Below are 23,806 nucleotides of genomic sequence, written 5' to 3'. Positions count from 1 at the left end.
TACCCCATGCCTCCAGCCCGGAACAGTCACGAAAGCCATACCTCAACACATCAGCGAGGACAGTCCACGGATCGAGGCTAAGCCACCCGAACATTGTCACGCTCTATGACCGGGGCGAGTTCGAGGGCAGGCTGTGGATCAGCATGGAGTACGTGGCCGGAACCGACGGCGCTGGCTTGCTCGCTGGTGCCGGCCCCCTTGATCCCGAGCAGATGTTAGCCCTGATCGGCGGCGCCGGAGCCGCCCTAGACTATGCGTGGCGCAAGCACCGGATCACTCACCGAGACGTGAAACCGGCCAACATCCTTGTCGGTCTCGACACCACCGCTGCGCCTCCGGTGATCGAGTCGGTGAAGCTGGCTGATTTCGGCATCGCCAAGGCTGCTGGCGAGTCCTCGACACTCACAGCAACCGGGACGACGATCGGCACTCTGCTCTACCTCAGCCCTGAAGCCATCGAAGGTCTGCCCGCCGACAACCGAGCCGACATCTACTCGTTGGCCTGTACCGCGTTCCATCTGCTCACCGGCGAGCCCCCGTTCCTCGGTTCTTCGATGGCCGCGACGATGGCCGCGCACCTGAGCAAGCCGGTTCCGGCGATCAGCACCGTTGTCCCGCACCTGCCGCCCGAACTGGATGTCGTCTTCTCGCGAGCACTGGCTAAGGACCGCGACGATCGGTATCAGACGTGCGCAGATTTTGTTGCAGCCCTCCGCGCTTCGGTTGGCGACACCCGCGGAGCTGTGACTATTACTCCGACTGTCCTTGCGTCTTCCTCAGCGATCGCGCCCGATCGCGACGCAGTGGCATCGGGCGCAGCGACACTGCTGCCGTCAAATCGACACCGCGATCATCCCGCGGTGTCGAGTGGTCGAGAACGACCGCGGAACCGCTCGACCCTGGTATCGGTGGTTGCGATCCTGGGACTAGTGGCTGCGGGCCTCGGCAACTTCGCGCTGACGCGCGACCGTTCGGATACGGCCGCTGCCCCGGCGCCGAGCCCGGCTACTACGGCTCCTGTCTCAGCTACGACGACGAGCCCAGCACACTCGACGGCCCTCCCAACGACTAGCCCAGCTGCTATACCCACACCCGATTCCATCGTCACTGCTACCGTCACCTCGGCACCGGCTCCAGAATCCCCAGCACCCCCGCCCGTCCCAGCATCCGTAAACGTCAACTTCAGGGTCGAGGCGGAAACGCCTCATGTCGAAGTCGCTTACGCACCAGGCGAATGGCAGCAATACACCTTGCCTCTCTCGCAGCTCTACGGCCGCTACGCGCTGTCGATGCAGACGACAGCTGGGAATGCCGACGACTTGTACGTCGCAGTCCGCGGATCTTTTGAGCAGTACTGTCTGATCCGCGTCTCCGCTGTCGTGGTGGTCACCAACTCCGGCGCCGACCAAGCTGAATGCCGAGCGTCCGCTGCTGATGCCGCGACGCCGTAGACGATGTAGCCTGCTCACTGCCCGTTTTGAGCAAAGCCGGTGGGCGGTCACCGAAATCCGTTGATGTGACGGAACGTCTACGTAGCCTTAACTTCGCTGGTAGGCGGCAAGTCGGCGTAACGGCGATTCTGTCGTCGGGTTCGACGTCGGCCAGGTCACGGTCGCGAGGCGCAGCACCTCGCCGCGTCCGAAACTTAGCTCCGAGGTGCGGGGAGTCAGTCCGTCTGCCGGCGCAACAGTGCGCCGAGCGCAGTGATCACCGGGGTGAGCACCTCGACCTCGACGGCGGTGCCGACGCATTCGGTGATGCCGGCACCGACGACGTTCAGTCCACGCAAGGATCCCAGCATCTCGACTAGGCGGTCGATGGTCAGCCCGTCGGATTCGGGCATGTTGTGGCCCGGGAACTGACTCGGATCGAGCACGTCGACGTCGACGTGCACATAGACGTGCGTGGCGTCGGCCAGCACCGCGGCCGGATCGTCGGTCTCGGTGCCCATGCCGCGAGCGATCATCTCCTTCTCCGCCGGGATCGCGCCCCGCGCGCCGATCAGCGCGACCTTGTCGCGGTCGACCGGCTGAGCGGCGGTCAATGCCGGATCACTCTCGCCGAGCAAGCCGGCCAGTACCATCGCGTGATACGCGCCGTCATGGGCGGTCTGCGGGGTCTTCAAGTCCGGGTGGGCATCGAACCAGGCGACACCCAGCCCGGCACCGAAGCGTTCACGTAGCACCCGGATCGGCTCGAACTCGACGCCGCAGTCGCCGCCGATCGTCAGGATCGGCTCCTCGATGCCGGCGATTGCCGCGCGCTGGGCGGACAGGTTCGGTCCGGTGAGGATCGCCCGGTTGGAAACCCCGTCTTCGCGTGGTGAGGTCGCGGTGGACTGCTCGACCATGGTCACCGGAACCTGGAGGACGCGTCCGGCGAGTTCGGCCAACGCCCGGCAACCGTCCGGCATCTCAGGTGCGCGCGGGGTCATCGCTCCTTGAAACTGGGGCACAGCATGGATCCTCATGACCGCACCATATCGAGCGAGGAGTGACGCAAGCGCCGGAGACTATTGCTGAACTGCGAATTTGCGGAACGAGAGGTGAACTCGCCGACCTATCGGCGCGCGATAGGTCGCCGGGCCGGTCTGCGCCGAGCTTGGTTACGGCGGGGGCTGCCCAAAAGCCGGAGCGCCCCCGCCGGCGTCAGACTCAGAATCCCAGCAGTGCGCCGGCCAAGTTGGGAACCAGATCGATCCCCAGTACCGCCGGATCGAGCAGGCCGCCGAGGCTACCCACGTCCAACAAGCTGCCCAGGGCGGGGAAATCCAAGCCCAGCGAGTCCAGCCCGAGAGCCGAGGTCAACATTCCGAGCCAACCCTGCTCGCCCAGCAGCCACGTCAACTGGAAGTTGTTCCACACATGTTCGGGCAACTCTCCAAACTCGGTCATGATGTCGCTCCACGGCCCGGGAATCGTGCCGTTGATCTCTTTCGCCAACTCCTGCGGAGCCCAGTTCACCAAGGCAGGCACGAGGCCGCCAAATTTAGTGCCGGTGTACTCGGGTGCAAGGTTGATATCACCGCCGAGAAAGTTCATCGGCTCGGGACTGAGGCCCGGAATCGTGTATCCGCCCGTACATCCGAAGAGGGGAACACAAACCTTCGGAACGACGACAGGGGCGATCTCATCGAAGGTAACAGTCCCGCCCGTGTAGCTCAAGGTGGCACCGATATAGGGGTTCTGCATCGGTGCGAGCAACCCGTTGAGCGGAAAGTTTGCATCGATCGACTTCACGCCGATCGATCCGAGGTCCCCGCGGGCTGTCAGGAGCGCATGAGATAACGGATCCGTCAACAGGTTGTAGTTAGGGTTCGGGAATGGGATGCCATTGACGGCCGGTAAGTCGATCGTCGGTAGCGAATCTAGTTGTCCAGCGTCCAACCCGAGGAAGCCGAGAACATCGAAGATGCTGATGCCCTGGCCATTGAGAAACGCGTCGGTGGTCGTGGCCGGCGAGGTCAGCAGGGTGGTGGCTGCAGCCTGCCAGTTTTGGGCATCGACTGCATCACTGAAAGCGGCGCCGTTCTCCATCAACGCCTTAATCCCGTGGTACGGAGCCCCGATCGCGTCGATAGCTAATGCCGTCGGCATGCCAGCCTGAATGCCCCAGCTACCGATTGCATCATCGGCGAGGCCCTGCAACATCGGGATGAGATTGATCGTGGGATCGCCACCGAAGAACATGCCAAGCAGCTCAAGAAGAGGCGGCGACTTGATCTCACCGATCAGGTTGTTGAGATCGAGCGACACCGATGTGTCCGTTAGAGCGCGAGCAATATTGAGGAAATTCTGTGCGATCGTCCGCGGAGCGAGGTCCACTGCTTCGAAAAGAGCGTCGATATCGCCGGCTTGCACCGCCGCCGCGATCCCCGTGCCGAAGCCAGCATGGTTGTCGAGAACTTGGCTCAGGAATGGCGCCGGATTCGTGAACCGCTCCGTCACGATCGCTTCCACGTTGCCCCAGGTGTTGGTCGCGAGGTCGGAATACGGATTGATCAGGTCGTCAAACACCGCGGTGAGGTGAACCCCGCGCGCTTCGACATCCAGTAGCGGTTGCGCGGCGGCAACCGGGGTAACCGCGGTCATTCCGGCTCCCGCCAACGCCACGCCGACGGTGGCCCATCGCCTGACTGATGTTTGCTGCACCTAATTCCCCCTACCTCAAGGCACGACCGGTGACGTTTGTCACTCTGGGGTGAAATTAGCTTAACGTTGCCTGAACCGCAAGAGACCTGTTCGATGACGGATAACACGTCGCAGGGGGCGCGATTAAGGGCGAGGTCGACAGATCAGTTGGGGTACAAATGATCTACGAGTCCATCCGCAGCCCGCAGCCATACTGGATGTTCTCAGTTTTCCGCCAGTTAAATCGCTACGACATGACGAGAGGTGGCAGGTCGGCTAGGAGTTCTCCAACGATGCACCAGATGCCGTCCGCGTCGCGGTCGTGCGTCGGTGTTGAGCGACCAAGGCTCGGTTCAAGAGGCCCTCTGGTGCAGGATCGACCACCGTGACGTACTCGCGGACCCACAAGCCTATGCGTCCGAACTCAGCCACCCTTAGGCTATGGGGTCCCCTAAGCGTGGGCGTAGCAACGCCAACCCGAGCGGTCGGACTAGAAAGGCAGTAAACCGAGCAGCATCATGGGGTCAAAACCGTTCAGCAACTCCAAGGGCAGCCCAGCGCCAAGGCCAGCGACGCCGAGGCCGCTCAAGATCTCACTAAGATCGGCGAAGTTGCCAACGTCAAAAAGACTTCCCAGCAGCGGCAACTCGCCCAAAACGTTGTCGGCTCCGAACAAACTATGTCCACCCAGGGCGTCCGCGACAACGGCTGGCAGATAATTCACGAAGCCATCCGCGAGGCCACTGAACGGACCAACTTCCAGATTCAGAATGTTGCCTAGACCGATAATTGAGAGGTCACCGACGGAAAAATCGAACGATGTTTGCGGTACCAGCAAGCCGTTAAGCAGTGGCAAGTCGTGACCGAGCAAGTCCAGGCCCCACTGGCCGTTGAGCATGCCATCACCAACGAAGCCAGGCGCGGCGATAAGCGTACCGAACGCAGTCAAGAAGCCACTGAGATCACCAGCATTCAAAGCGTCCCCGAACGCGTCGCTGCTGACGTCGAACGCTGCCATCGCGTTGACCAACGGGCCAATACTTGCTAACCCCATCACCATCGCAGGAGGCAGCTTAACGAAAACATCAAGCACATCCGACCCCTGAAAATTCTGAAGTGCATCCGATAACGCAGCCCAGGCTTCCGGATTGAAGATATTAATACCGAGGATCGTTTTGATGGCAGCTACCAGCGCTCCGACGTTGTCCAGCAATGGACTATCGATGGTCAGCTTCGGCGCAATCGTAGTGAGGTCACCAAAGACGCTTTGCGCATTGCTGAACATCGCGCCCGGCACGCCAAGGATCGATTCCGGATGCTCGAACGCTTCAGTGAGGTAGTGAATCTGGTTTGCAGCGACAGCTTGCGCGATGGGGAACGGACGGTCCAACCAGGTTCCGCCGATCTTCATCACATTCTCAAACGAGTTGGTCAACAGCGCTGGATATACCTCGATCGGGTTGGTGGGGTCACCGAACGAGCCCGCATTTAACAACCCAAAGCCCAGGCCGCCGAGGAGGTCACTTACGTCGCCGAGGCCGGCTGTCAACTCGATCGCCGGCATTTCAACGGACGGCAGCGCAGCAACTCGAGGTGCCAACGGTGCCGCGATCAGCGCAGTGGCTCCGACGACGGCAATCCCGGTGGTGGCATAGGGGCGAAGCGCTTGCTGCATTGGGCGTTGTCCTTTACTAGTGCTTCCTTGATGCCTCCCCGCCGGTGAGAGGTACCGCATACCTTAGCGCCGTGTTAACTTATAATCATCGAAACACGAAGATTCCTCTCAGTTTTTTCTAGGTGTTGACCAAGGTTCAGGGGACCCGCCAGCCGGGTTGCAGTCCATTTCGGCGCCAGTAACGCGTGTACGCTGGAGTTTTTCATCCATATGAGGCTATCGCTGCGCTCGCTCCGACCTATCTGACTGCATCGCTGTGCGCACCGCACCTTTGAGCATGCAACGGGCTCGCCACCATTACCTGAATCTTCGCTGAAGTCTGCGGCTACCCCCTTTCCCACCCTAGCCAAGCCCCCCGTTTGGGACGTCGTCGCCCGCCCGGGGCTCACCGCCGGCATCGCTACAGAGTGCGCCAAGCTGCTTGTAGCCGCTCCTGTCACTTCAGCCAGGCGCCCAGTGTCGGCTCCGATCGACGTCTCGGCGTTCGAACTCACTCAAGCAGCGTTCGTCCCAATCGGCCCCCAGTTGCGTGTGCTCGACGGCACGTCGGGGAATGCCGCGGTTGACGGTGGTTAACATCTAGGCCGGACGACGCCTCGATCCTTCTTCACCCAACGCGATGATGCCAACAAACCCTCCAGAATCTAGAGAAGTGTTGCGACAAGCCCTAGAAACCACCCCGTCGTTCCTGGTCTACTTTTCGACCGTCGTCAACACAGTGGCCCACCGAGAACAACAGTTGACACTCAACAACGAGCTGATTCGCCACGAAAACGCTGAACGACCTGCGTCTTCTTCGGTGGCCAGGGCCGGGATCGAACCGGCGACCTTCCGCTTTTCAGGCGGACGCTCGTACCAACTGAGCTACCTGGCCGGAAGGCACCGTGTGCCTCGCCGTACTAGGCGACCCTGACGGGACTCGAACCCGCGACCTCCGCCGTGACAGGGCGGCGCGCTAACCAACTGCGCCACAGGGCCTTGCTGTGCTACTTCACTCCGCGGCGTCGCCGCGTCGCTGGTACCCCCTACGGGATTCGAACCCGCGCTACCGCCTTGAAAGGGCGGCGTCCTAGGCCGCTAGACGAAGGGGGCCAGAACCGAATCTCTCCGGGGTACTCACAACGTGGTCTCGCTGGGAGCCTCGCTAGCTTAGGGCACAGTATGCCCAATCCTCAAACGAGCCCGCCAACCGGAGGCGTTATCCTGTTGCTCTTGCCCCTATAGCTCAGTTGGTAGAGCTACGGACTTTTAATCCGCAGGTCCCAGGTTCGAGTCCTGGTGGGGGCACAGGTCAGAGGCTTAAGCCCCGGTTCACTTGACTCTAACGCTGCAAGAGGCGGTGGACGCAATGACCAGCAGTGATGCTGGAATCACCGAATCAAGGACCAGGCGTCGGAGGGCCGTCCCAACATCCATTCACGCCCGACGATGCGGGCGCCCCGAAACTGAGCAGGCACCGACGGCAGCCTCGCCCGACGCCGCAACGGCGTACAGCGCCGAGCCCCTCAACTACGACGACCCGGACGAATATCAAACGGAGCAGATCGTGTCGCGGTCGTGGGATGTGGCAGCAGGCATCGCCGCGCTGGTGGTCATCCTCGGAACTGTGGTGACTGTTCTGGTGCGGCTGGTCGGCCAACCCGCCCCGGGCGCGACGGTGGCTATGCCTGCGCCTCCGCCGAGTTCCGCCACAGTGACACCAGCCGCGCCGCCGAGCCTGGTGCCGACCACGATTGTGGAGACGAGAACGGTGACCGCCACCCCCGAGTCCGTGCCGACGACAGCAGAGACCGCGGCGGCGGAACCGGCCACCCCCGGCATTCTGCCGCCGGAGGTGCTGGCTGCATACGGCCGCCAGTTCCTCGCCCCGTTGCGCAGCGAAGGTTGGGCCATCTGGGATGAAGGGACCATGACCCGTAACGCACATGTGGCGTGCGCAATGTTCCAGAACGGGGCGCAGGCTGAGTTTGTGAACAGTGAACTGTCAGCCAAGACGGGCATGCCGATGGATGCAGCGCTGATATTCACGTCGGTGGCACTGCCGATCTACCCGAACTGCCCGTAGCAGCCCCGTAAACGCCTGTAGGCCCCCTCCAGGGGTGGGAGGGGGCCTACAGTTCGTACCTGCTGCGATCAGAGCATCATCGTCAGCAGCAACTGCGGGATGTTGACGAAGAACATCTGGGCCAGGGCATCGACGCCGAGGTCGACTCCAAGGCCGCTGTCGCTTAGCAAGCCGGCCAACTCGTTCGGCAGCCACATCAGTGCATCGGACAGTGGGCTGAGGATGTCATTGCCCAGGAACGCGCTGATGGTGTCGACCCCTTCGCCGAGGAAGTCAATGTTCAACAGGCTGTCCAAGCTGTTCGCGAAGGTTCCCAGCAGTCCGTCGAAAGGTGCGTCGTTGCCGATGGCTGCCGCAATGGAGTTCGGGATCGACAGCAGCGAACCAATCGGGCCAGCCCCCTCACCGACCAGCTTTCCACCGACAAACATACCGCCAAAATCGCCACCTATCGGAAGGTCGAATCCCGGCACGTCGATACCCGCTTGGCCCGCGAGCGCATTGAACAGAGACCCCGGCCCACCCAGAAGGCCACCGAGTTCGATTCCGGCTGATTGGAGTCCGATGTCCATTCCGAGCAAATCGAATGTGGTCGGAATATTGAATACACCGAGGAGATCAGTGATGTCGAGGGTTTGTCCTCCGTTGAGGAACGCATACAACATATTTTGGGGAATGTCGATCAGACCGGCTGTGTTGCCGGTGTCGAAAACCGGTTCCATTCCATGGTAAAGCGCGACCATGGGCCCGAGGAATGGTCCGATGGCTCCCAGCATGAGTCCGCTCATCGGTGAGCCGGTGAAGCCTAGTAGGCCACTGAGGGTGGAGTCACCTCCCAGGAGTAGCTGTGCGAGGTCGAAGAGGGTTGAGTGATTCAGGTTGGCGATATCTTCCCAGTTTGGGTCCGCTATCGATCCGGCGATATTTATGAGCCCCTCAATCGCCCAATTCACATCAGGGGAGGTTACGAGTCCGCTCCCTGTAGCGAGGTTGTCACCGAACGCACTAAACGGCGCCGCTAGACCGTCCTGGAGGTTGCCGAACATCGTCTGGAAGACCCCGCCGATGTTGCTGGGATCCTGGAGGATCTGGCCGAGGTAGCCGAGCTGGTTGCCGATGACCGCCTGCAGGATAGGGAACGGTGCCGCGTTGGGTCCGAGGAAGTTTCCGTTGGTCAGTTCGACTGGCGCGCCGGCGAAGTAGTTGATCAGGTTGGTGAGGTTGCCGGCGGTGTCGCCGATGAGGTCTTGGGCGGTGAGCTCGATGCCGGGGAACGTGATCTGCTGCAGTGTTGGTGCTGCTACGGGTGTGGCGGCGACCATGCTGGCGGCGGTGAGTGCGACGCCGGCCGCGACCCAGGGGCGTTGGGCGAAGGTTGGCGGGGTGGATGGTGCTGGTGCGGCCATGTTGTCCTCCGGTGGGCTGTGAGGGGCTTCACAGATAAACGGACCGTACCTTAACAGAACCTGTGGAGGTAGTGGTTTGGGTGAAGAATCTTCGGACCCGCCGATCAGCCCAGCATCCGACGGGCCCACAGCATCTTGCCCGGGTACATCGCCGCGGCTTTCGTGCTGTGACGAGCGCCAGGTGTAGGGGACGGCCTTCGCCAGCAGAACATTTCCTAGGTGCAGGGCGACGACTACGATCGCTACGCGGGCGGTGCGCGAGTTGCGCTCGATCCAGCGGTCGACACCCTCGGAGAGGGTTTGTCGGTCTCCGCTGAGCGGATCACACGATGATCCAGGTGACGAGCACGGCCCAGGCTTTGGCTGCCGGGCTCACCCTTCACCGTCCGTTCGGCGACGTTACGGGTGATCATCCCTTCCTGCACGGCGTCCTTAAGTGCCTTCTGGAGGATGGCGTGGGCCTTCTCGCCGACCATTAATCCGCAGGTCCTAGGTTCGAGTCCTAGTGGGGGCACCAGCCCGGCCGGTTCCACCGATCCGGCCCCGCCCGGCAACGCCAGAAGTTACGCTGACGCAAATTTCTTCGGCCAAGGGGTCTGCCCATGTTTCGCGCCTCGTTCTTTGCTGCCTGCCTTGTCGTCGCCGGCCTGGGCTTGGCGCCCAGCGCCGCCGCGGCCGGCCCGCCGTACGCCAACTGCAAGGAAGCCCACGCCGACGGCGCCTCCAACATGACGCCCGATCACCCGGGCTACCGCTCCGGGCTCGATCGCGACGGCGACGGCATCGCCTGCGAGCGCTAAGCGCGCCCCAGCACCGCCGTCAGATAGATCATGTCGGCGAAGACCGCCGACAGCTCGTCGTCGGGGTAGTCGAAGCCGTGCTCGGCGTGCAGCTGCGGCGCGGCCGTCCCGTCGACCGCCCAGCCGGACTCGGTGAGGTAGTCGACGACGTGGTTGCGATCGCCGTGATAGATCAGCTCGGACACGTCCACGGTGAAGCCCAGCGCGCGCAACTTGTCGTGGTGCTCACGCCACAGCTCACCGGCGAACACGGTGGTGTCGGGCATGAACTCACATGCCAGTCGGCTGCCCGGTGCCGACAGCGCAGTGATGTTGTCGAACAGCGCGTCCTGAGCGGCCGGCGGCAGATAGACCAGCAATCCCTCCGCACTCCACACCGTCGGCGCGTCGGGGTCGAATCCGGCGGCGCGCAGCGCGGCCGGCCAGTCCTCGCGCAGGTCGATCGCCACCGTGCGCCGCTCCGCGGTCGGCTCGGCCCCCAAGCCGGCCAGCGTGGTGGTCTTGAACTCGATCACCGCGGGCATATCCACCTCGTAGACCACGGTGCCCGCCGGCCAGGCCAGCCGGTAGGCCCGCGCGTCCAGCCCGGCGGCCAGGATCACCGCCTGCCGGATACCGGCGTCGGCGGCGTCCATAAAGTGCCGGTCGAAGAACCGGGTGCGCAGCCCCATCCCGCGCGCCATCCGCTGCGGGTCGAACTCGGCACCCTCGGGCACCTCGATCTGCCCGTCGACCAGCCGGGTGTAGGCGTCCATGCCCACCGCCCGCACCAGCGGCGCGGCGAACGGGTCATCGATCAGCGGCTCGGGCCCCGCGGAGGCCAGAGCGCGCTGGGCGGCGACCATCGTCGCCGTCGCCCCCACGCTGGTGGCCAGATCCCAACTGTCGGCGTCGCTGCGCGCCATCTCGCCTCCCGGTAGTCGGCTGCGCAGCCACCTAACCACAGCCCCCTGGGTCAGACCTTGGGGCAGTAGTGGATCCCGTTGTCGCGGTGCTCCAGCGGCGGCAGGTTGCGCGCCGGGGTGTGCACCAGCGGCGCATCCGCCGGGATGCGTCCGGTGGCCCGGTCCCAGCCGGCCCGCCCACGCGGGTGCATCCGGTAGCGGCGCGGCACGAGCTTGAACACCGCGTTGACCGCCTTGCCGAACTGGCGGTGCAGCCACGCGTCGCGCGCCGACCAGGAGTAGCCGAGCAGGTCGCGCACCGGCTGGTCGTAGAGCCCGACGGTCACCCAGATGAACAGCGGGTGGACCATCCGTCGCTGCAGCTTCCACAGCCAGGTGGGCAGCCACGGCATGAACGGCGGCTTGTCCAGGGTGGACAGGTCCAGCACGTCGCGGGTGGCCTTGTTGTCCTCGAGCACCTCGCGGACCATGTGGTCCCAGTACTCCTGGAAGTCCTCCCAGGTCTTGGGCACCGGGCGCATGCTCATCCCGTACATTCGGTACCACTGGATGTGCTCGTCGAACAACTGGCGCTTCTCGGCCTCGCTGAGCCCGCCGCACAGCCAGTCGCCCACAATGAGGGTGCCGACGAAGAAGGTGGCGTGCGCCCAGTAGAAGACGTCCGGGTTCAGCGCGTGGTAGCGCCGGCCCTTGGCGTCCACCCCCTTGATCGGGATGTGGTAGTCGCGGACCTCCGCGCCGGTCTGCGGGGCCCGGTCGCCGTCGAAGACCACCCCGCCGATCGGGTACAGCGAGCGCATCAGCCGCGGCCAGCGCTCCTGGAAGAAGATGGAGTGCTCCTCGACCGCCGCACCCAGCTGCGGGTGCATGTTCTGCATCGAGCCCGCCCACGGGCCCTGCAGCATCCCGCGCCAGTCACCGAAGTATTTCCAGGTCAGCGAGTCCGGCCCCAGCGGGACGGCGTCGTAGCCCCCACCGGAGGCCGGGCAGCCCGCCGCCACCGCGACGTTCGGGTCGCTTTCGCTGGTCGGGGCTGCAATCGTGGACGTATCTTGGGTCACAATGAGCGTTCCTGTCACGTCAGTCAACTTTGACCACGGGCGTTGTCAGTTCGGAAGCATAGGAGTCGCCGTGCCGTCGAGTCAACGCCGGGGCCGCTGGTCCGGGGTGCCCCTGGCCGATCGCCAGGCGCTGCGCCGCGAACACCTCATCAACGCCGGTGCGCGGGTCCTCGGCGACCCCAGCGGCGCCCCGCTGACCGTGCGCGCGGTCTGCAAACAGGCCGGCCTCACCGAACGCTACTTCTACGAAAGCTTCACCGACCGTGACCAATTCGTCCGCGCCGTCTACGACGACGTGGGCACCCGCGCGATGACCGCCCTCGCCCCGACCACCAGCGCCCGCCAGGCCGTCGAGCAGTTCGTCGCCCTCATGGTCGACGACCCGATCCTGGGCCGGGTGCTGCTGCTGGGCCCGGAGACCGAACCCGCGCTGGCCCGCTCCGGGTCGGAGTGGATGCCCAACTTCATCGGGCTGTTGCAGCACAAACTGACCCGCATCGGCGACCCGGTAAGCCAGCAGTTGGTGGCCACCAGCCTCATCGGCGGGCTGTCCAGCCTGTTCTCCGCCTACCTGAACGGCCGGCTGGACGCCGACCGCGGCCAGTTCATCGACTTCTGCGTGGACATGCTGGTGCTGGCCAGCCGGCTGGAACCCGCTCCGACCGGCCCGCGACGCACCGAACCCCCAACTTGATGTCACCGACGTACACAGATATATTGACTGCAACTTAGCGACACACATACCTCCACCTCTCGGAAAGGCACCCATCGCCATGGCGGCAGAATTAACCGATCTGCAGTTGATGCATGAGCTTGAGCCGGTCGCCGAGAAGTACATCAACCGGCACCTGTCCATGACCAAGGACTGGAACCCGCACGACTACATCCCCTGGTCCGACGGCAAGAACTACTACGCCCTCGGCGGCCAGGACTGGGAGCCGGGCCAGTCGCAGCTCTCCGACGTCGCCAAGGTCGCGATGGTGCAGAACCTAGTCACCGAGGACAACCTGCCGTCGTATCACCGCGAGATCGCCACCTACATGGGCATGGACGGCGCCTGGGGCAACTGGGTCAACCGCTGGACCACCGAGGAGAACCGCCACGGCATCGCCCTGCGCGACTACCTGGTGGTCACCCGCGCCGTCGACCCGGTGGAACTGGAGCTGCTGCGCGTCGAGCAGGTCACCCGCGGGTTCTCCCCCGGCCAGAACCGCCAGGGCGACGAGCGCGCCGAGAACCTGTTCGACTCGATCATGTACGTCACGTTCCAGGAGCTGGCGACCCGCATCTCGCACCGCAACACCGGCAAGGCCTGCAACGACCCGATCGCCGACAAGCTGCTGGCCCGGGTCTCCCACGACGAGAACCTGCACATGATCTTCTACCGCGACCTCTCCGAGGCCGGCCTGGAGCTCTCCCCCACCCTGGCGATGCAGGCGCTGTACAAGATCCTCAAGGACTTCAAGATGCCCGGGTTCGTCACCCCCGGCTTCCGGCGCAAGGCCCTGGTGATCGCGCTCGGCGGGGTCTATGACCCGCGGATCCACCTCGAGGACGTGGTGATGCCGGTGCTCAAGAAGTGGCGCATCTTCGAGCGCGACGACCTCACCGGCGAAGCCGACCGGCTGCGCAACGAGCTGGCCCTGGTCATCAAGGACCTCGAGGACTCCTGCGAGAAGTTCGAGGCGGCCAAGCACCGCCGCCTGGAGCGCGAGGCCAAGACCGGCCGCTCGATCTCGGCGGAGGACGTGCTCGCCACCGCGGGGACGCTGACGCTCTCCCGGCGGTAACCCGGGTGCGGATCGGGCCGATCACGCTCGCCAGCCCGGTCGTGCTGGCCCCGATGGCGGGTGTGACCAACGTCGCATTCCGCACGCTCTGCCGCGAGCTGGAGCGCTCGATGGTCGGCACCGTCAGCGGACTGTACGTCTGCGAGATGGTGACCGCCCGCGCCCTGGTGGAACGGCACCCGGCGACGCTGCACATGACCACCTTCGGGCCCGACGAGTCGCCGCGCTCGCTGCAGCTCTACACGGTGGACCCGGCGACCACCTATGAGGCCGCCCGGATGATCGTCGGGGAGAACCTCGCCGACCACATCGACATGAACTTCGGCTGCCCGGTGCCCAAGGTCACCCGCCGCGGCGGCGGGTCCGCGCTGCCCTACAAGCGCCGGCTGTTCGGCCAGATCGTGGCCGCCGCGGTGCGCGCCACCGCCGACGCCGACGTGCCGGTGACGGTGAAGTTCCGCATCGGCATCGACGACGCCCACCACACCCACCTGGACGCCGGACGCATCGCCGAAGCCGAGGGTGCGGCCGCGGTGGCGCTGCACGCCCGCACCGCCGCCCAGCGCTACTCCGGCACCGCCGACTGGGACCAGATCGCCCAGCTCAAGGCCCAGGTGCGCAGCATCCCGGTGCTGGGCAACGGCGACATCTTCGAACCCAACGACGCGCTGGCGATGATGGCCGCCACCGGCTGCGACGGGGTGGTGATCGGGCGCGGCTGCCTGGGCAGGCCGTGGCTGTTCGCCGAGCTGTCCGCGGCGTTCACCGGCGCCCCCTCGCCCACCCCGCCGACCCTGGGTGAGGTGGCCGCCATCATCCGCCGCCACGCCGCGCTGCTGGCCGATCACTTCGGGGAGGACAAGGGCCTGCGCGACATCCGCAAGCACATCGCCTGGTACCTGCACGGCTTCCCGGCCGGCTCGGATCTGCGACGCACCCTGGCGCTGGTGAAGACCCTCGCCGACCTCGACGCCCTGCTCGATCAGCTCGACCCCGACGTGCCGTTCCCCGCCGCGGCGGCCGGCCCGCGCGGGCGGCAGGGCTCCCCGGCGTCGGTGACGCTGCCGGAGGGCTGGCTCGACGATCCCGACGACGACGCGGTGCCCGCCGGCGCGGAGATCATGCACTCCGGTGGCTGAACCGAGACCTCCGCGAAATCGCTTCGTGGGCGATCGCTCGTTATCATAGGGACTTTGTTGCGTCACCCCTCGACACGCCGCCCGGGCGGATTCGCGGGGTCCCGGGCGCCGGCGGCGACCCGAGTGCATCGGTAAGAGACATCAGGCAGCGACTTCGGAGGCCGCGTGGACGAGACTGACGGCGATCACGCCGGCGACCCTCGCCCCCAGCCCGGCTTCCTGGCCCCCTGGGAACGCTGGCGCACCCCGCCGCAGGCGGACTACGCCGACTACCCGGAGTACCTCGAATACAACGGCGCCTACCTCGACCCGCCGCCGGCCGATCGGGACGAGCCCGCCGAGCCCTACGAGGAAGAGGAGCCCACCGGCAGCCACGCCTCCGGCGCGCTCTCTGTGGCCGACCTGCTCGCCCGCTTCGGCGACACCCCACCGCCGCGCCGGCGCCGTCGCGCCGCCGAGCCCGAGCCCGAGCCCGAAGCGCACCCCGAACCCCCGCCCGAGCCCGCGTTCGCCGAGGACCCCGACAGTGCCACCGAGGTGCTCCCGGTGGGCGCCAGCCCGCTCGCCGACAGCCACACCGAGGTGTTCCGGGCCGTCGGCCTCGACGAGGTCCCCGACCTCAACCGCCTCGTCACCCCCGAGGCCGCACCCGAGAAGCCCAAGGCCCGCCGCTTCCCGCTGCGCATCGGCCCGCGCCGCCCGCAGCCCACCCGGCCGCGCCGCACCTCGCGGCGCTCGGTCATGGTGGCCGGGCGCACCGCCGCGGCGCTGATCGCGGTCCTGTCGCTGGCCCTGACCGGCGGCGCCTGGCAGTGGAGCGCCTCGAAGAACAACAGCCTGACCAAGATCTCCGCCCTGGACCCCGACTCGCGCGACATCGTCGACATCAACGGCCAGTTCGGCGACGAGAACTTCCTGATCGTCGGCGTGGACACCCGCCTCGGCGAGAACAGCTTCATGGGCGCGGGCGACACCGAGGACGCGGGCGGCGCCCGCTCCGACAGCATCATGCTGGTCAACATCCCGGCCAACCGGCAGCGCGTCGTCGCGGTGTCCTTCCCCCGCGACCTGGCCATCACCCCGATGTACTGCGAGGCGTGGAACCCCGAGACCGCCGAGTACGGCCCGCTGTACGACGAGGACAGCGGCACCTACAGCGACGACTGGATCTACACCGAGACCAAACTGAACTCCACCTTCGCCTTCGGCGGACCCAAGTGCCTGGTCAAGGCGATCCAGAAGCTCTCCGGGCTCAACATCAACCGGTTTTTGGCCATCGACTTCTCCGGGTTCGCCAAGATGGTCGACGCCCTCGGCGGGGTCGAGGTGTGCACCACCAGCCCGCTGGAGGACTACGAGTTGGGCACCGTGCTGGCCCACGCAGGCCGCCAGCGCATCGACGGCGGCACCGCGCTGAACTACGTGCGCGCCCGGCAGGTCACCACCGAGATCAACGGCGACTACGGCCGGATCAAACGCCAGCAGCTGTTCCTGTCCTCGCTGCTGCGCTCGCTGATCTCCAGCGACACCTTCTTCAGCCTCAAGAAGCTCAACAGCGTCGTCGACATGTTCATCGCCGACAGCTACGTCGACAACGTCACCACCCGCGACCTGGTCGACCTCGGCCAGTCCGTGCAGGGCGTGTCGGCCGGGCACGTCACGTTCGTCACCGTTCCCACCGGGGAGACCGACGAGAACGGCGACGAACCGCCCCGCACCGACGACATGCACGCGCTGTTCTCCGCGATCATCGACGACGACCCGCTGCCCGGCGAGGACCCGACCGCCCCGACCTCCAGCAGCACCGCCCCCGCCGCCCCGGCGCAGGTGCAGGCCACCTCCACCGACCCGGACATGGTGACCGTGCAGGTCTCCAACTCCACCGACTCCTCCGGGCTGGCCGGCGAGGCCACCGACGCCCTGGAGCCCTACGGGTTCAGCACCCTGTACCCCAACGACTACCCCACCGAGCTGAACACCACCACGGTGTTCTTCTCGCCGGGCAACGAGGACGCCGCGGTCACGGTGGCGTCGGCGTTCCCCGGCGCGCTGATCAAACGCGACACCGGCAAGGGCAAGGTGGTGCAGGTGGTGCTGGGCTCGGACTACCACGTGGTGGTGCCGCCCGCCCCGAGCGGAACCCCGGTCGGTGTGCCGCTGAGCACGGTGAGCATGAGCCCGCCCACCGAGTTGCCCGAGGACCTGACCGTGACCAACGCCGCCGACACCAGCTGCGAATAGGTTCGGCGAGAACGTAGGGTTAAGCCATGCGCGCCGCTTACCACGAACAACTCGCCGGGCTCACCGAGCAGCTCGCCGACATGTGCGGGCTCGCCGGTGTCGCCATGGAACGGGCCACCCAGGCCCTGCTGCAGGCCGACCTGGTGCTCGCCGAACAGGTCATCACCGACCACGAGCAGATCGCGGCGATGAGCACCCGCGCCGAGGAGAGCGCGTTCGTGCTGCTGGCGCTGCAGGCCCCGGTGGCCGGGGACCTGCGTTCGATCGTCTCGGCCATCCAGATGGTCGCCGACATCGACCGGATGGGAGCGCTGGCGCTGCACGTCGCCAAGATCGCCCGCCGCCGCCACCCCCAGCACGCCCTGCCCGAGGAGGTCAACGGCTACTTCGCCGAAATGGGCCGCGTCGCAGTCGAACTGGGCAGTAGTGCCCAGGAGGTGGTGCTGTCCCGCGACCCGGAGAAGGCCGCCCGCATCGGCGAAGAAGACGACGCGATGGACGACCTGCACCGGCACCTGTTCAACGTGCTGATGGACCGGGAGTGGAAGCACGGGGTGGCCGCTGCGGTCGACGTCACCCTGCTGGGCCGATTCTACGAACGCTTCGCCGACCACACCGTCGAGGTGGCGCGGCGGGTCATCTTCCAGGCCACCGGGCGCTTCCCCGACGACGACAACCTGCCCTCCCCGTAGGGCGCTCCGGTCAGCCGAAGCGCCCGGAGATGTAGTCCTCGGTGGCCTTCTGCGACGGGTTGGAGAAGATCCGCTCGGTGTCGTCGATCTCCACGAGCCGGCCCGGCCGGCCCACCGCCTCCAGGTTGAAGAACGCGGTCTGATCACTCACCCGGGCGGCCTGCTGCATGTTGTGGGTGACGATGACGATCGTGTAGTCCTGCTTGAGGCTGGCCATCAGCTCCTCGATCGCCATCGTGGAGATCGGGTCCAGCGCCGAACACGGCTCGTCCATCAACAGCACGTCGGGCTGCACCGCGATCGCGCGGGCGATACACAGCCGCTGCTGCTGCCCGCCGGACAGCCCGCCGCCGGGCTTGTCGAGGCGGTCCTTGACCTCGTTCCACAGGTTCGCCCCGCGCAGCGAGTGCTCGGCGGTCTCGTCGAGCACCTTGCGGTTGCGCACCCCCTGCAACTTGAGGCCGGCCACCACATTGTCGCGAATCGACATGGTGGGGAACGGGTTCGGGCGCTGGAAGACCATACCGATGGCCTTGCGCACCCCGACCGGGTCGATGTTCTGGTCGTAGATGTCCTCACCGTCGAGCAGCACCGAACCGGCCACCCGGGCACCGGGCACCACCTCGTGCATCCGGTTGAGGGTGCGCAGCACGGTGGACTTGCCGCAGCCCGACGGCCCGATGAAGGCGGTCACGCTGCGCGGCGGCACCGAGAGCGACACGTCGGCCACGGCGTGGAATGCGCCGTAGAAGATGTTGACCTCTTTGAGGTCCAGCCGTTTGGCCACCGAGAACGCTCCTTGTGCGACCGTTGCGCGTCAACGCCCAAATCTACCTGCCGCGGGCCCTCGACGCCGAGTCGACCGCGACCCCGCCGACGCCCGTTACCCGGCGTTTTCGCAGCATTTCCACAGCGTTCATCGGGGTGGCTCTACAGCTTGGCGCAGTGTGCTGGGCCAAGGGACTCGTCGAGGGGACGTGATGAGCAGCAACGGGGTCGGCGCGACGGTGTTCTGCGCGCTGGCGGCGGCCACCCTGGCCCTCGCCGGCTGCTCGGGCAGCACGGACACCGCCGCCCACGTCGACTGCGGCGGCAAGGAGAAACTCGAGGCCAGCGGCTCCACCGCCCAGAAGAACGCCGTCGAACAGTTCGTCTACGCCTACATCGCCGCCTGCCCCGGCCACACCCTGGACTACAAGGCGATCGGCTCCGGCGCCGGAGTCCAGCAGTTCGTCAACAACATCACCGACCTCGCCGGCTCGGACTCCCCGCTGGATTCCTCCACCGGCGAAGTCGAACGCGCCGCGCAGCGCTGCGGGTCCCCGGCCTGGCACCTGCCGGTGGTGTTCGGCCCCATCGCGGTCACCTACAACATCGGCGGGGTCAACGAACTGAACCTCGACGGGCCCACCGCCGCCAAGATCTTCAACGGCGCCATCACCCGCTGGGACGACCCGGCCATCGCCGCGCTGAACAAGGGCACCACCCTGCCGGACACTGCCATCCATGTGGTGTTCCGCAGCGACGAATCCGGCACCACCGACAACTTCCAGAAATACCTCGACGCCGCCTCCGACGGCGCCTGGGGCAAGGGTGCGGGCAAGACCTTCAACGGCGGCGTCGGCGACGGCGCGGCAGGCAACGACGGCACGTCGGCCCGGCTGAAGTCCACCGACGGCGCGATCACCTACAACGAGTGGTCGTTCGCCGTCGGCCACCAACTCAACATGGCCCAGATCGTCACCTCCGCCGGTCCCGACCCGGTCACGATCTCCCCCGACACCGTCGGCAAGACCATCGCCGGCGCCACCTTCAGCGGCCAGGGCAATGACCTGGTGCTCGACACCTCCTCGTTCTACAAACCCACCCAGGCCGGCGCCTACCCGATCGTGCTGGCCACCTACGAGATCGTCTGCTCGAAATACCCCGACCAGGCGGCCGGCGCGGCGGTCAAGGCGTTCATGCAGGCCACCATCGGGCCCGGCCAGGACGGCCTCGACGAGTACGGCTACATCCCGCTGCCGAGCTCGTTCCAGTCGAAGCTGGCCACCGCCGTCAACGCGATCAGCTGAGCCGATGACGACCCGCCCAAGTCAGTATCGGTCCCGGCCCGCGCGGACAGGATGAAGGGAGCGGCACGGTGAACGACACCGCAGCGGGCTCACGAACCGGAACATTGTTCGGGCCCTATCAATTACGGCGGCTGCTGGGCCACGGCGGCATGGGCGAGGTCTACGAGGCCGAGGACACCCGCAAGCGCCGGGTGGTGGCGCTGAAACTGATCTCCCAGCAGTTCTCCGGCAACCCGGTATTCCGCGCCCGCCTGCAGCGCGAGGCCGACACCGCCGGCCGGCTCACCGAACCGCACGTGGTGCCGATCCACGACTACGGCGAGATCGACGGGCTGTTCTTCGTCGACATGCGGCTGATCAACGGCATCGACCTGCGCACCCGGCTGCGCCGCTTCGGGCCGCTCAGCCCGGCCCGGGCGGTGGCGATCGTGCGGCAGGTCGCCGCCGCGCTCGACGCCGCGCACGCCGCGGGCATCACCCACCGCGACGTCAAACCGGAGAACATCCTGGTCACCGACGACGACTTCGCCTACCTGGTCGACTTCGGGCTGGCCCGCGCCGCGACCGACCCGGCCCTGACCCAGACCGGCACCGCGATGGGCACCTACAACTACATGGCCCCCGAGCGGTTCACCGACGACGAGGTCACCTACCGCTCGGACATCTATTCACTGGCCTGCGTGATGGACGAGGCGCTGACCGGGTCCCCGCCCTACCCGTCGGTGAGCATCGAGCGGCTGGTCGCCGCGCACCTGATGGAACCGGCCCCGCGGCCCAGCACCCAGCGTCCCGGCGCGATCCCGCCCGCACTGGACCACGTGATCGCCCGCGGCATGGCCAAACGCCCCGAGGACCGCTACGCCACCGCCGGGGACCTGGCGATCGCCGCACTCGGCGCACTGTCCGCCCCCGAACAGCATCAGGCCGCCGCGATCCTGGAGCACGACGCCGACCCGTCGGGCCCGGCGCCGACCATGGCCGCCCCGGTGGCGTCGGGCGCGGCGACGATGGCCCGGGCGTTCACCGAGGCCCCGCCGGCCACACCGCCGCAGACCCCGCCGCCGGACGTCCCGCCGCAGTTCGCCCGCACCGAACACCGCCGCAGCCGCCGCTGGCTGGTGTTGGCCGCGATCGCCGCGGTGATCGTCGTCGCCGGAGCGGCGATCCTCGGCGTCATCCTCAGCCGCGACGGGTCCTCGCCGGCCACCGGCGACTGGACCGCCGCCCCCGGCCAGTCGGTGCTGCCGTTCAACGGCCTGAGCTTCCGGCTGTCCCCCGGCGGGGTGGCGCTCGACGGCGACGGCAACGTCTACGTCACCAACCAGGGGATGTACGGCCGGGTGGTCAAACTGGCCCCGGGCTCCAGCTCCCCGACCGAACTGCCGTTCACCGGCCTCTACGAGCCGCAGGGCGTGGCGGTCGACAAGTCCGGCGCGGTCTACGTCACCGACTTCAACAACCGGGTGGTCAAGCTCGACCCCGGCTCCACCGACCAGAAGGAGTTGCCGTTCACCGGGTTGACCTACCCCGAGGGGTTGGCGGTCGACGACGCCGGTGACGTCTTCGTCGCCGACCGCGGCAACGACCGGGTGGTCGAACTGGCCGCCGGCGCCACTGCCCAAACGGTTCTGCCGTTCAACGGATTACAGAACCCCGACGGGGTCGCGGTGGACAAGTCCGGCGCGGCCTACGTCACCGACTCCGACAACGACCGGGTGCTCAAGCTGCCCGCGGGCTCCGACACCCAGGCGGTGCTGCCGTTCACCGGGCTGGCGGTGCCGTGGGGCATCGCGGTCGACGACACCGGTGCGGTGTACGTCACCGAACACGACGCCCACAAGGTGGTGAAGCTGCCCGCCGGCTCCAACGCCCCCACCGAGCTGCCGATCACCGGGCTCAACACCCCGCTGGACGTGGCGGTGGACCACTCCGGCAACGTCTTCGTCGCCGACCGCGGCAACGACCGGGTGGTGCGGCTCGCCGCGCACTGAGCCGGCGGTCTCACCAGCCGCGCCGCCACGCCAGCAGCCGGGTGATGACGCCCGCCCCCAGGTAGATCACCGCCACCACGATGATCAGGGTCAGCGCCGCACCCCACACCCGCAGGAACCCGGCGTGCTCGGGGTTGCTCAATTCGGTGTAGATCAGCAGCGGCAGCGAGGTCATGTTGCCCTCGAAGACGTTGTAGTTGATCGAGCGGCTGTAGCCGACCAGCACCAGCACCGGCGCGGTCTCGCCGATGATGCGGGCCAGCGCCAGCAGCACCCCGGAGACGATGCCGGGCAGCGCCACCGGGGTCACCACCCGAACGATCGTGCGCCATTTCGGGATCCCCAAGGCGTAGGCGGCTTCCCGCAGTTCGTCGGGGACCAGCTTCAGCATCTCCTCGGCCGAGCGCACCACCACCGGCAACATCAGCAGCACCAGCGCCAGCGACACCGCGAATGCGCTCTGCTCCAGCCCGAGGGTGGCGATCCACAGGCTGAAGATGAACAGTGACGCCACGATCGAGGGCACTCCGGCCAGCACGTCGACCATGAACGTGGTGAGCCGCGCCACCCTGCTCCGGCCGTATTCGGCCAGGTACACCGCGACCATCAGTCCCAGCGGGACCGCCAGCGCGGCGGCGGTGGCCGCCTGCACCAGGGTTCCGTAGAGCGCGTGGTAGACCCCGCCGGCGAACTGTTCGGGCAACACGCCGCGCAGCGAGTGGGTCCACCAGTGCGCGCGGGTGACCGCGTACCAGCCGCGGGCGACGACGACCCACAGCAGCCAGAACAGCGGAACCAGTGCCACCGCAAACGAGCCGAAGAAGAACAGCGTCGCCAACCGGTTGACGACCCGGCGGCGCAGCGCGATCGGATGCCGGGGGTCTTTGACCGGGGTGCTCATCCGTTGACCTTCTGCCCGGCGACCGCGCGGGCGGCGGCGTTGACGATGAAGGTCAGCACGAACAGCACGAAGCCGGCGGAGATGTAGGCCCCGGTCGGCAGCGGCTCACTGAATTCCGAAGCGGCCGAGGCGATCTTGGAGGCGAACGTGTAGCCGCCGTCGAACAGCGACCAGCGTCCCGGTTCGGCGGCGGCCCGCAGGATGATCAGCACCGCCACCGTCTCGCCCAGCGCGCGGCCCAAACCCAGCATGGCCGCGGCGATCACCCCGCTGCGGCCGTAGGGCAGCACGGTCATGCGCACCACCTCCCATCGGGTGGCGCCGAGGGCCTGGGCGGCCTCCTGGTGGGAGGCCGGGGTCTGGCGGAACACCTCCCGGGACACCGAGGTGACGATCGGCAGCACCATCACCGCCAGCACCACCCCGGCGGTGAAGATGTTGCCGCCGCCGGCCAGCGAGACGTCACCGGAGGCGAACAGGAAGAACCCGCCCAGGTGCCGGTTGAGTACGCCCGCCACCGGCTCCAGCCGCGGGGCCAGCACGAAGATGCCCCACAGCCCGAACACGATCGAGGGCACCGCGGCGAGAAGGTCGACCAGGGCGCCGAACGGCCGGGCCAGCCGCGCCGGTGCGTACTGGGTGAGGAACACCGCGATCCCGATCGCGATCGGCACCGCCAGGACCAGCGCCCACAGCGAGCTGAGCACGGTGACCATGAACAGGTCGCGCACCCCGAACGCCAGTCGGTCGGCGTCGGTGGTGTCGAACTGCGCGCTGGTCAGGAAGTTCGCGTGGTTGGCGCGCAGCGCGGGCAGCGCGTGCACCAGCAGGAAGACGGCGATCAGCGCGATGGCCACCACGATCGTCAGCCCGGCGGCGGCCGCCGCGCCGGCGAACACCCGGTCACCGCGCCGGCCCTGCGGCGCGCTCACGCGCAC

19 protein-coding genes, 4 tRNA genes and 1 pseudogene are annotated in these 23,806 nt (G+C 66.7%); 11 read left to right on the top strand and 13 right to left on the bottom strand.

Going from position 1 to position 23,806, the window contains the following annotated elements; genetic code table 11:
• On the top strand, positions 1-1,451 hold a 1,451-nt coding region (locus AWC30_RS11745), incomplete at its 5' end, for a serine/threonine-protein kinase (RefSeq protein WP_133053691.1).
• A gap of 215 nt (positions 1,452-1,666) precedes the next feature.
• Here AWC30_RS11745 and AWC30_RS11740 read toward each other — a convergent pair.
• From AWC30_RS11740 to AWC30_RS11715, 6 genes are all read right to left on the bottom strand, one after another.
• Positions 1,667-2,434 (bottom strand): arginase family protein, encoded by a 768-nt coding sequence (locus tag AWC30_RS11740; protein ID WP_234808054.1) that lies wholly within the window; start codon positions 2,432-2,434, stop codon positions 1,667-1,669.
• A 220-nt stretch (positions 2,435-2,654) separates the two neighbouring features.
• On the bottom strand, positions 2,655-4,091 hold the full coding sequence (locus AWC30_RS11735) for a hypothetical protein (RefSeq protein ID WP_085110404.1): 1,437 nt from the start codon (positions 4,089-4,091) through the stop codon (positions 2,655-2,657).
• A gap of 529 nt (positions 4,092-4,620) precedes the next feature.
• Positions 4,621-5,805 (bottom strand): hypothetical protein, encoded by a 1,185-nt coding sequence (locus AWC30_RS11730; RefSeq protein ID WP_133053690.1) that lies wholly within the window; start codon positions 5,803-5,805, stop codon positions 4,621-4,623.
• An 800-nt stretch (positions 5,806-6,605) separates the two neighbouring features.
• Positions 6,606-6,679 (bottom strand) — tRNA-Phe (locus AWC30_RS11725).
• 30 nt (positions 6,680-6,709) lie between these two features.
• A tRNA-Asp gene (locus AWC30_RS11720) sits at positions 6,710-6,783 on the bottom strand.
• A 38-nt stretch (positions 6,784-6,821) separates the two neighbouring features.
• Positions 6,822-6,897 (bottom strand) — tRNA-Glu (locus AWC30_RS11715).
• A gap of 122 nt (positions 6,898-7,019) precedes the next feature.
• Here AWC30_RS11715 and AWC30_RS11710 point away from each other — a divergent pair.
• Positions 7,020-7,092, top strand: a tRNA-Lys gene (locus AWC30_RS11710).
• A 61-nt stretch (positions 7,093-7,153) separates the two neighbouring features.
• Entirely contained in the window at positions 7,154-7,870 is a 717-nt protein-coding gene (locus AWC30_RS11705; protein WP_133053689.1) for a DUF732 domain-containing protein, read from the top strand.
• A gap of 68 nt (positions 7,871-7,938) precedes the next feature.
• Here the strand turns inward: AWC30_RS11705 and AWC30_RS11700 are convergent, their stop codons facing one another.
• Together AWC30_RS11700 and AWC30_RS18315 are read right to left on the bottom strand one after the other, a co-directional pair.
• Complete coding sequence (locus AWC30_RS11700; protein WP_133053688.1) at positions 7,939-9,276, bottom strand: hypothetical protein; 1,338 nt, start codon at positions 9,274-9,276, stop codon at positions 7,939-7,941.
• Positions 9,277-9,465: 189 nt separating this feature from the next.
• Positions 9,466-9,576: pseudogene (locus AWC30_RS18315) on the bottom strand (DUF7427 family protein); the annotation flags it as partial.
• 302 nt (positions 9,577-9,878) lie between these two features.
• On the opposite strand from AWC30_RS18315, the gene AWC30_RS11695 reads away from it, so the two are divergent.
• Positions 9,879-10,076, top strand: a complete 198-nt coding sequence (locus AWC30_RS11695; protein ID WP_085110400.1) for an excalibur calcium-binding domain-containing protein — start codon at positions 9,879-9,881, stop codon at positions 10,074-10,076.
• On the opposite strand, the gene AWC30_RS11690 is transcribed toward AWC30_RS11695, so the two are convergent.
• Both AWC30_RS11690 and AWC30_RS11685 read right to left on the bottom strand, forming a co-directional pair.
• Positions 10,073-10,981, bottom strand: a complete 909-nt coding sequence (locus tag AWC30_RS11690; protein ID WP_085110399.1) for a class I SAM-dependent methyltransferase — start codon at positions 10,979-10,981, stop codon at positions 10,073-10,075. The genes AWC30_RS11695 and AWC30_RS11690 overlap by 4 nt on opposite strands.
• 50 nt (positions 10,982-11,031) lie before the next feature.
• Positions 11,032-12,042 (bottom strand): oxygenase MpaB family protein, encoded by a 1,011-nt coding sequence (locus AWC30_RS11685; RefSeq protein ID WP_085110398.1) that lies wholly within the window; start codon positions 12,040-12,042, stop codon positions 11,032-11,034.
• Between the two features lie 70 nt (positions 12,043-12,112).
• On the opposite strand from AWC30_RS11685, the gene AWC30_RS11680 reads away from it, so the two are divergent.
• The 5 genes from AWC30_RS11680 (at position 12,113) to phoU (ending at position 17,904) form a co-directional block, all read left to right on the top strand.
• Positions 12,113-12,736 (top strand): TetR/AcrR family transcriptional regulator, encoded by a 624-nt coding sequence (locus tag AWC30_RS11680; protein ID WP_085110397.1) that lies wholly within the window; start codon positions 12,113-12,115, stop codon positions 12,734-12,736.
• A 79-nt stretch (positions 12,737-12,815) separates the two neighbouring features.
• Entirely contained in the window at positions 12,816-13,832 is a 1,017-nt protein-coding gene (locus AWC30_RS11675) for an acyl-ACP desaturase (RefSeq protein WP_085110396.1), read from the top strand.
• Positions 13,833-13,837: 5 nt separating this feature from the next.
• Positions 13,838-14,971 carry a tRNA dihydrouridine synthase DusB gene (gene dusB / locus AWC30_RS11670; protein ID WP_085110395.1) on the top strand — a complete coding sequence of 378 codons (1,134 nt, stop codon included), beginning with the start codon at positions 13,838-13,840 and terminating at the stop codon, positions 14,969-14,971.
• Between the two features lie 165 nt (positions 14,972-15,136).
• Positions 15,137-17,212: an LCP family protein gene (locus AWC30_RS11665; protein WP_165756478.1), complete on the top strand. Its 2,076-nt coding sequence runs from the start codon at positions 15,137-15,139 to the stop codon at positions 17,210-17,212.
• Between the two features lie 26 nt (positions 17,213-17,238).
• Positions 17,239-17,904 carry a phosphate signaling complex protein PhoU gene (gene phoU / locus AWC30_RS11660; RefSeq protein WP_085110394.1) on the top strand — a complete coding sequence of 222 codons (666 nt, stop codon included), beginning with the start codon at positions 17,239-17,241 and terminating at the stop codon, positions 17,902-17,904.
• A 10-nt stretch (positions 17,905-17,914) separates the two neighbouring features.
• Here phoU and pstB read toward each other — a convergent pair whose 3' ends face one another.
• The gene (gene pstB, locus AWC30_RS11655) at positions 17,915-18,691 is read right to left on the bottom strand and encodes a phosphate ABC transporter ATP-binding protein PstB (RefSeq protein WP_085110393.1); all 777 of its coding nucleotides are present in this window, start codon (positions 18,689-18,691) and stop codon (positions 17,915-17,917) included.
• A gap of 193 nt (positions 18,692-18,884) precedes the next feature.
• Between pstB and pstS the strand changes: the two genes are divergently transcribed.
• A complete protein-coding gene (gene pstS, locus AWC30_RS11650; RefSeq protein ID WP_085110392.1) occupies positions 18,885-19,976 on the top strand; it encodes a phosphate ABC transporter substrate-binding protein PstS in 1,092 nt (363 codons plus the stop codon).
• A gap of 68 nt (positions 19,977-20,044) precedes the next feature.
• Positions 20,045-21,967, top strand: coding sequence for a serine/threonine-protein kinase PknD (locus AWC30_RS11645; RefSeq protein WP_085110391.1), 1,923 nt, complete (start codon positions 20,045-20,047; stop codon positions 21,965-21,967).
• A gap of 10 nt (positions 21,968-21,977) precedes the next feature.
• Here the strand turns inward: AWC30_RS11645 and pstA are convergent, their stop codons facing one another.
• Positions 21,978-22,868 (bottom strand): phosphate ABC transporter permease PstA, encoded by an 891-nt coding sequence (pstA, locus tag AWC30_RS11640; protein WP_085110390.1) that lies wholly within the window; start codon positions 22,866-22,868, stop codon positions 21,978-21,980.
• Positions 22,865-23,806, bottom strand: a complete 942-nt coding sequence (pstC, locus tag AWC30_RS11635) for a phosphate ABC transporter permease subunit PstC (RefSeq protein WP_085110389.1) — start codon at positions 23,804-23,806, stop codon at positions 22,865-22,867. The genes pstA and pstC overlap by 4 nt, the downstream gene beginning before the upstream one ends.

Origin of the sequence: Mycolicibacillus trivialis, from assembly GCF_002102395.1 — a bacterium.
In the GTDB taxonomy this organism is placed as follows: Bacteria; Actinomycetota; Actinomycetes; order Mycobacteriales; family Mycobacteriaceae; genus Mycobacterium; species Mycobacterium triviale.
Note: the sequence above shows the minus strand (reverse complement) of the source record. Positions and strands in the feature narration are given on the sequence as shown.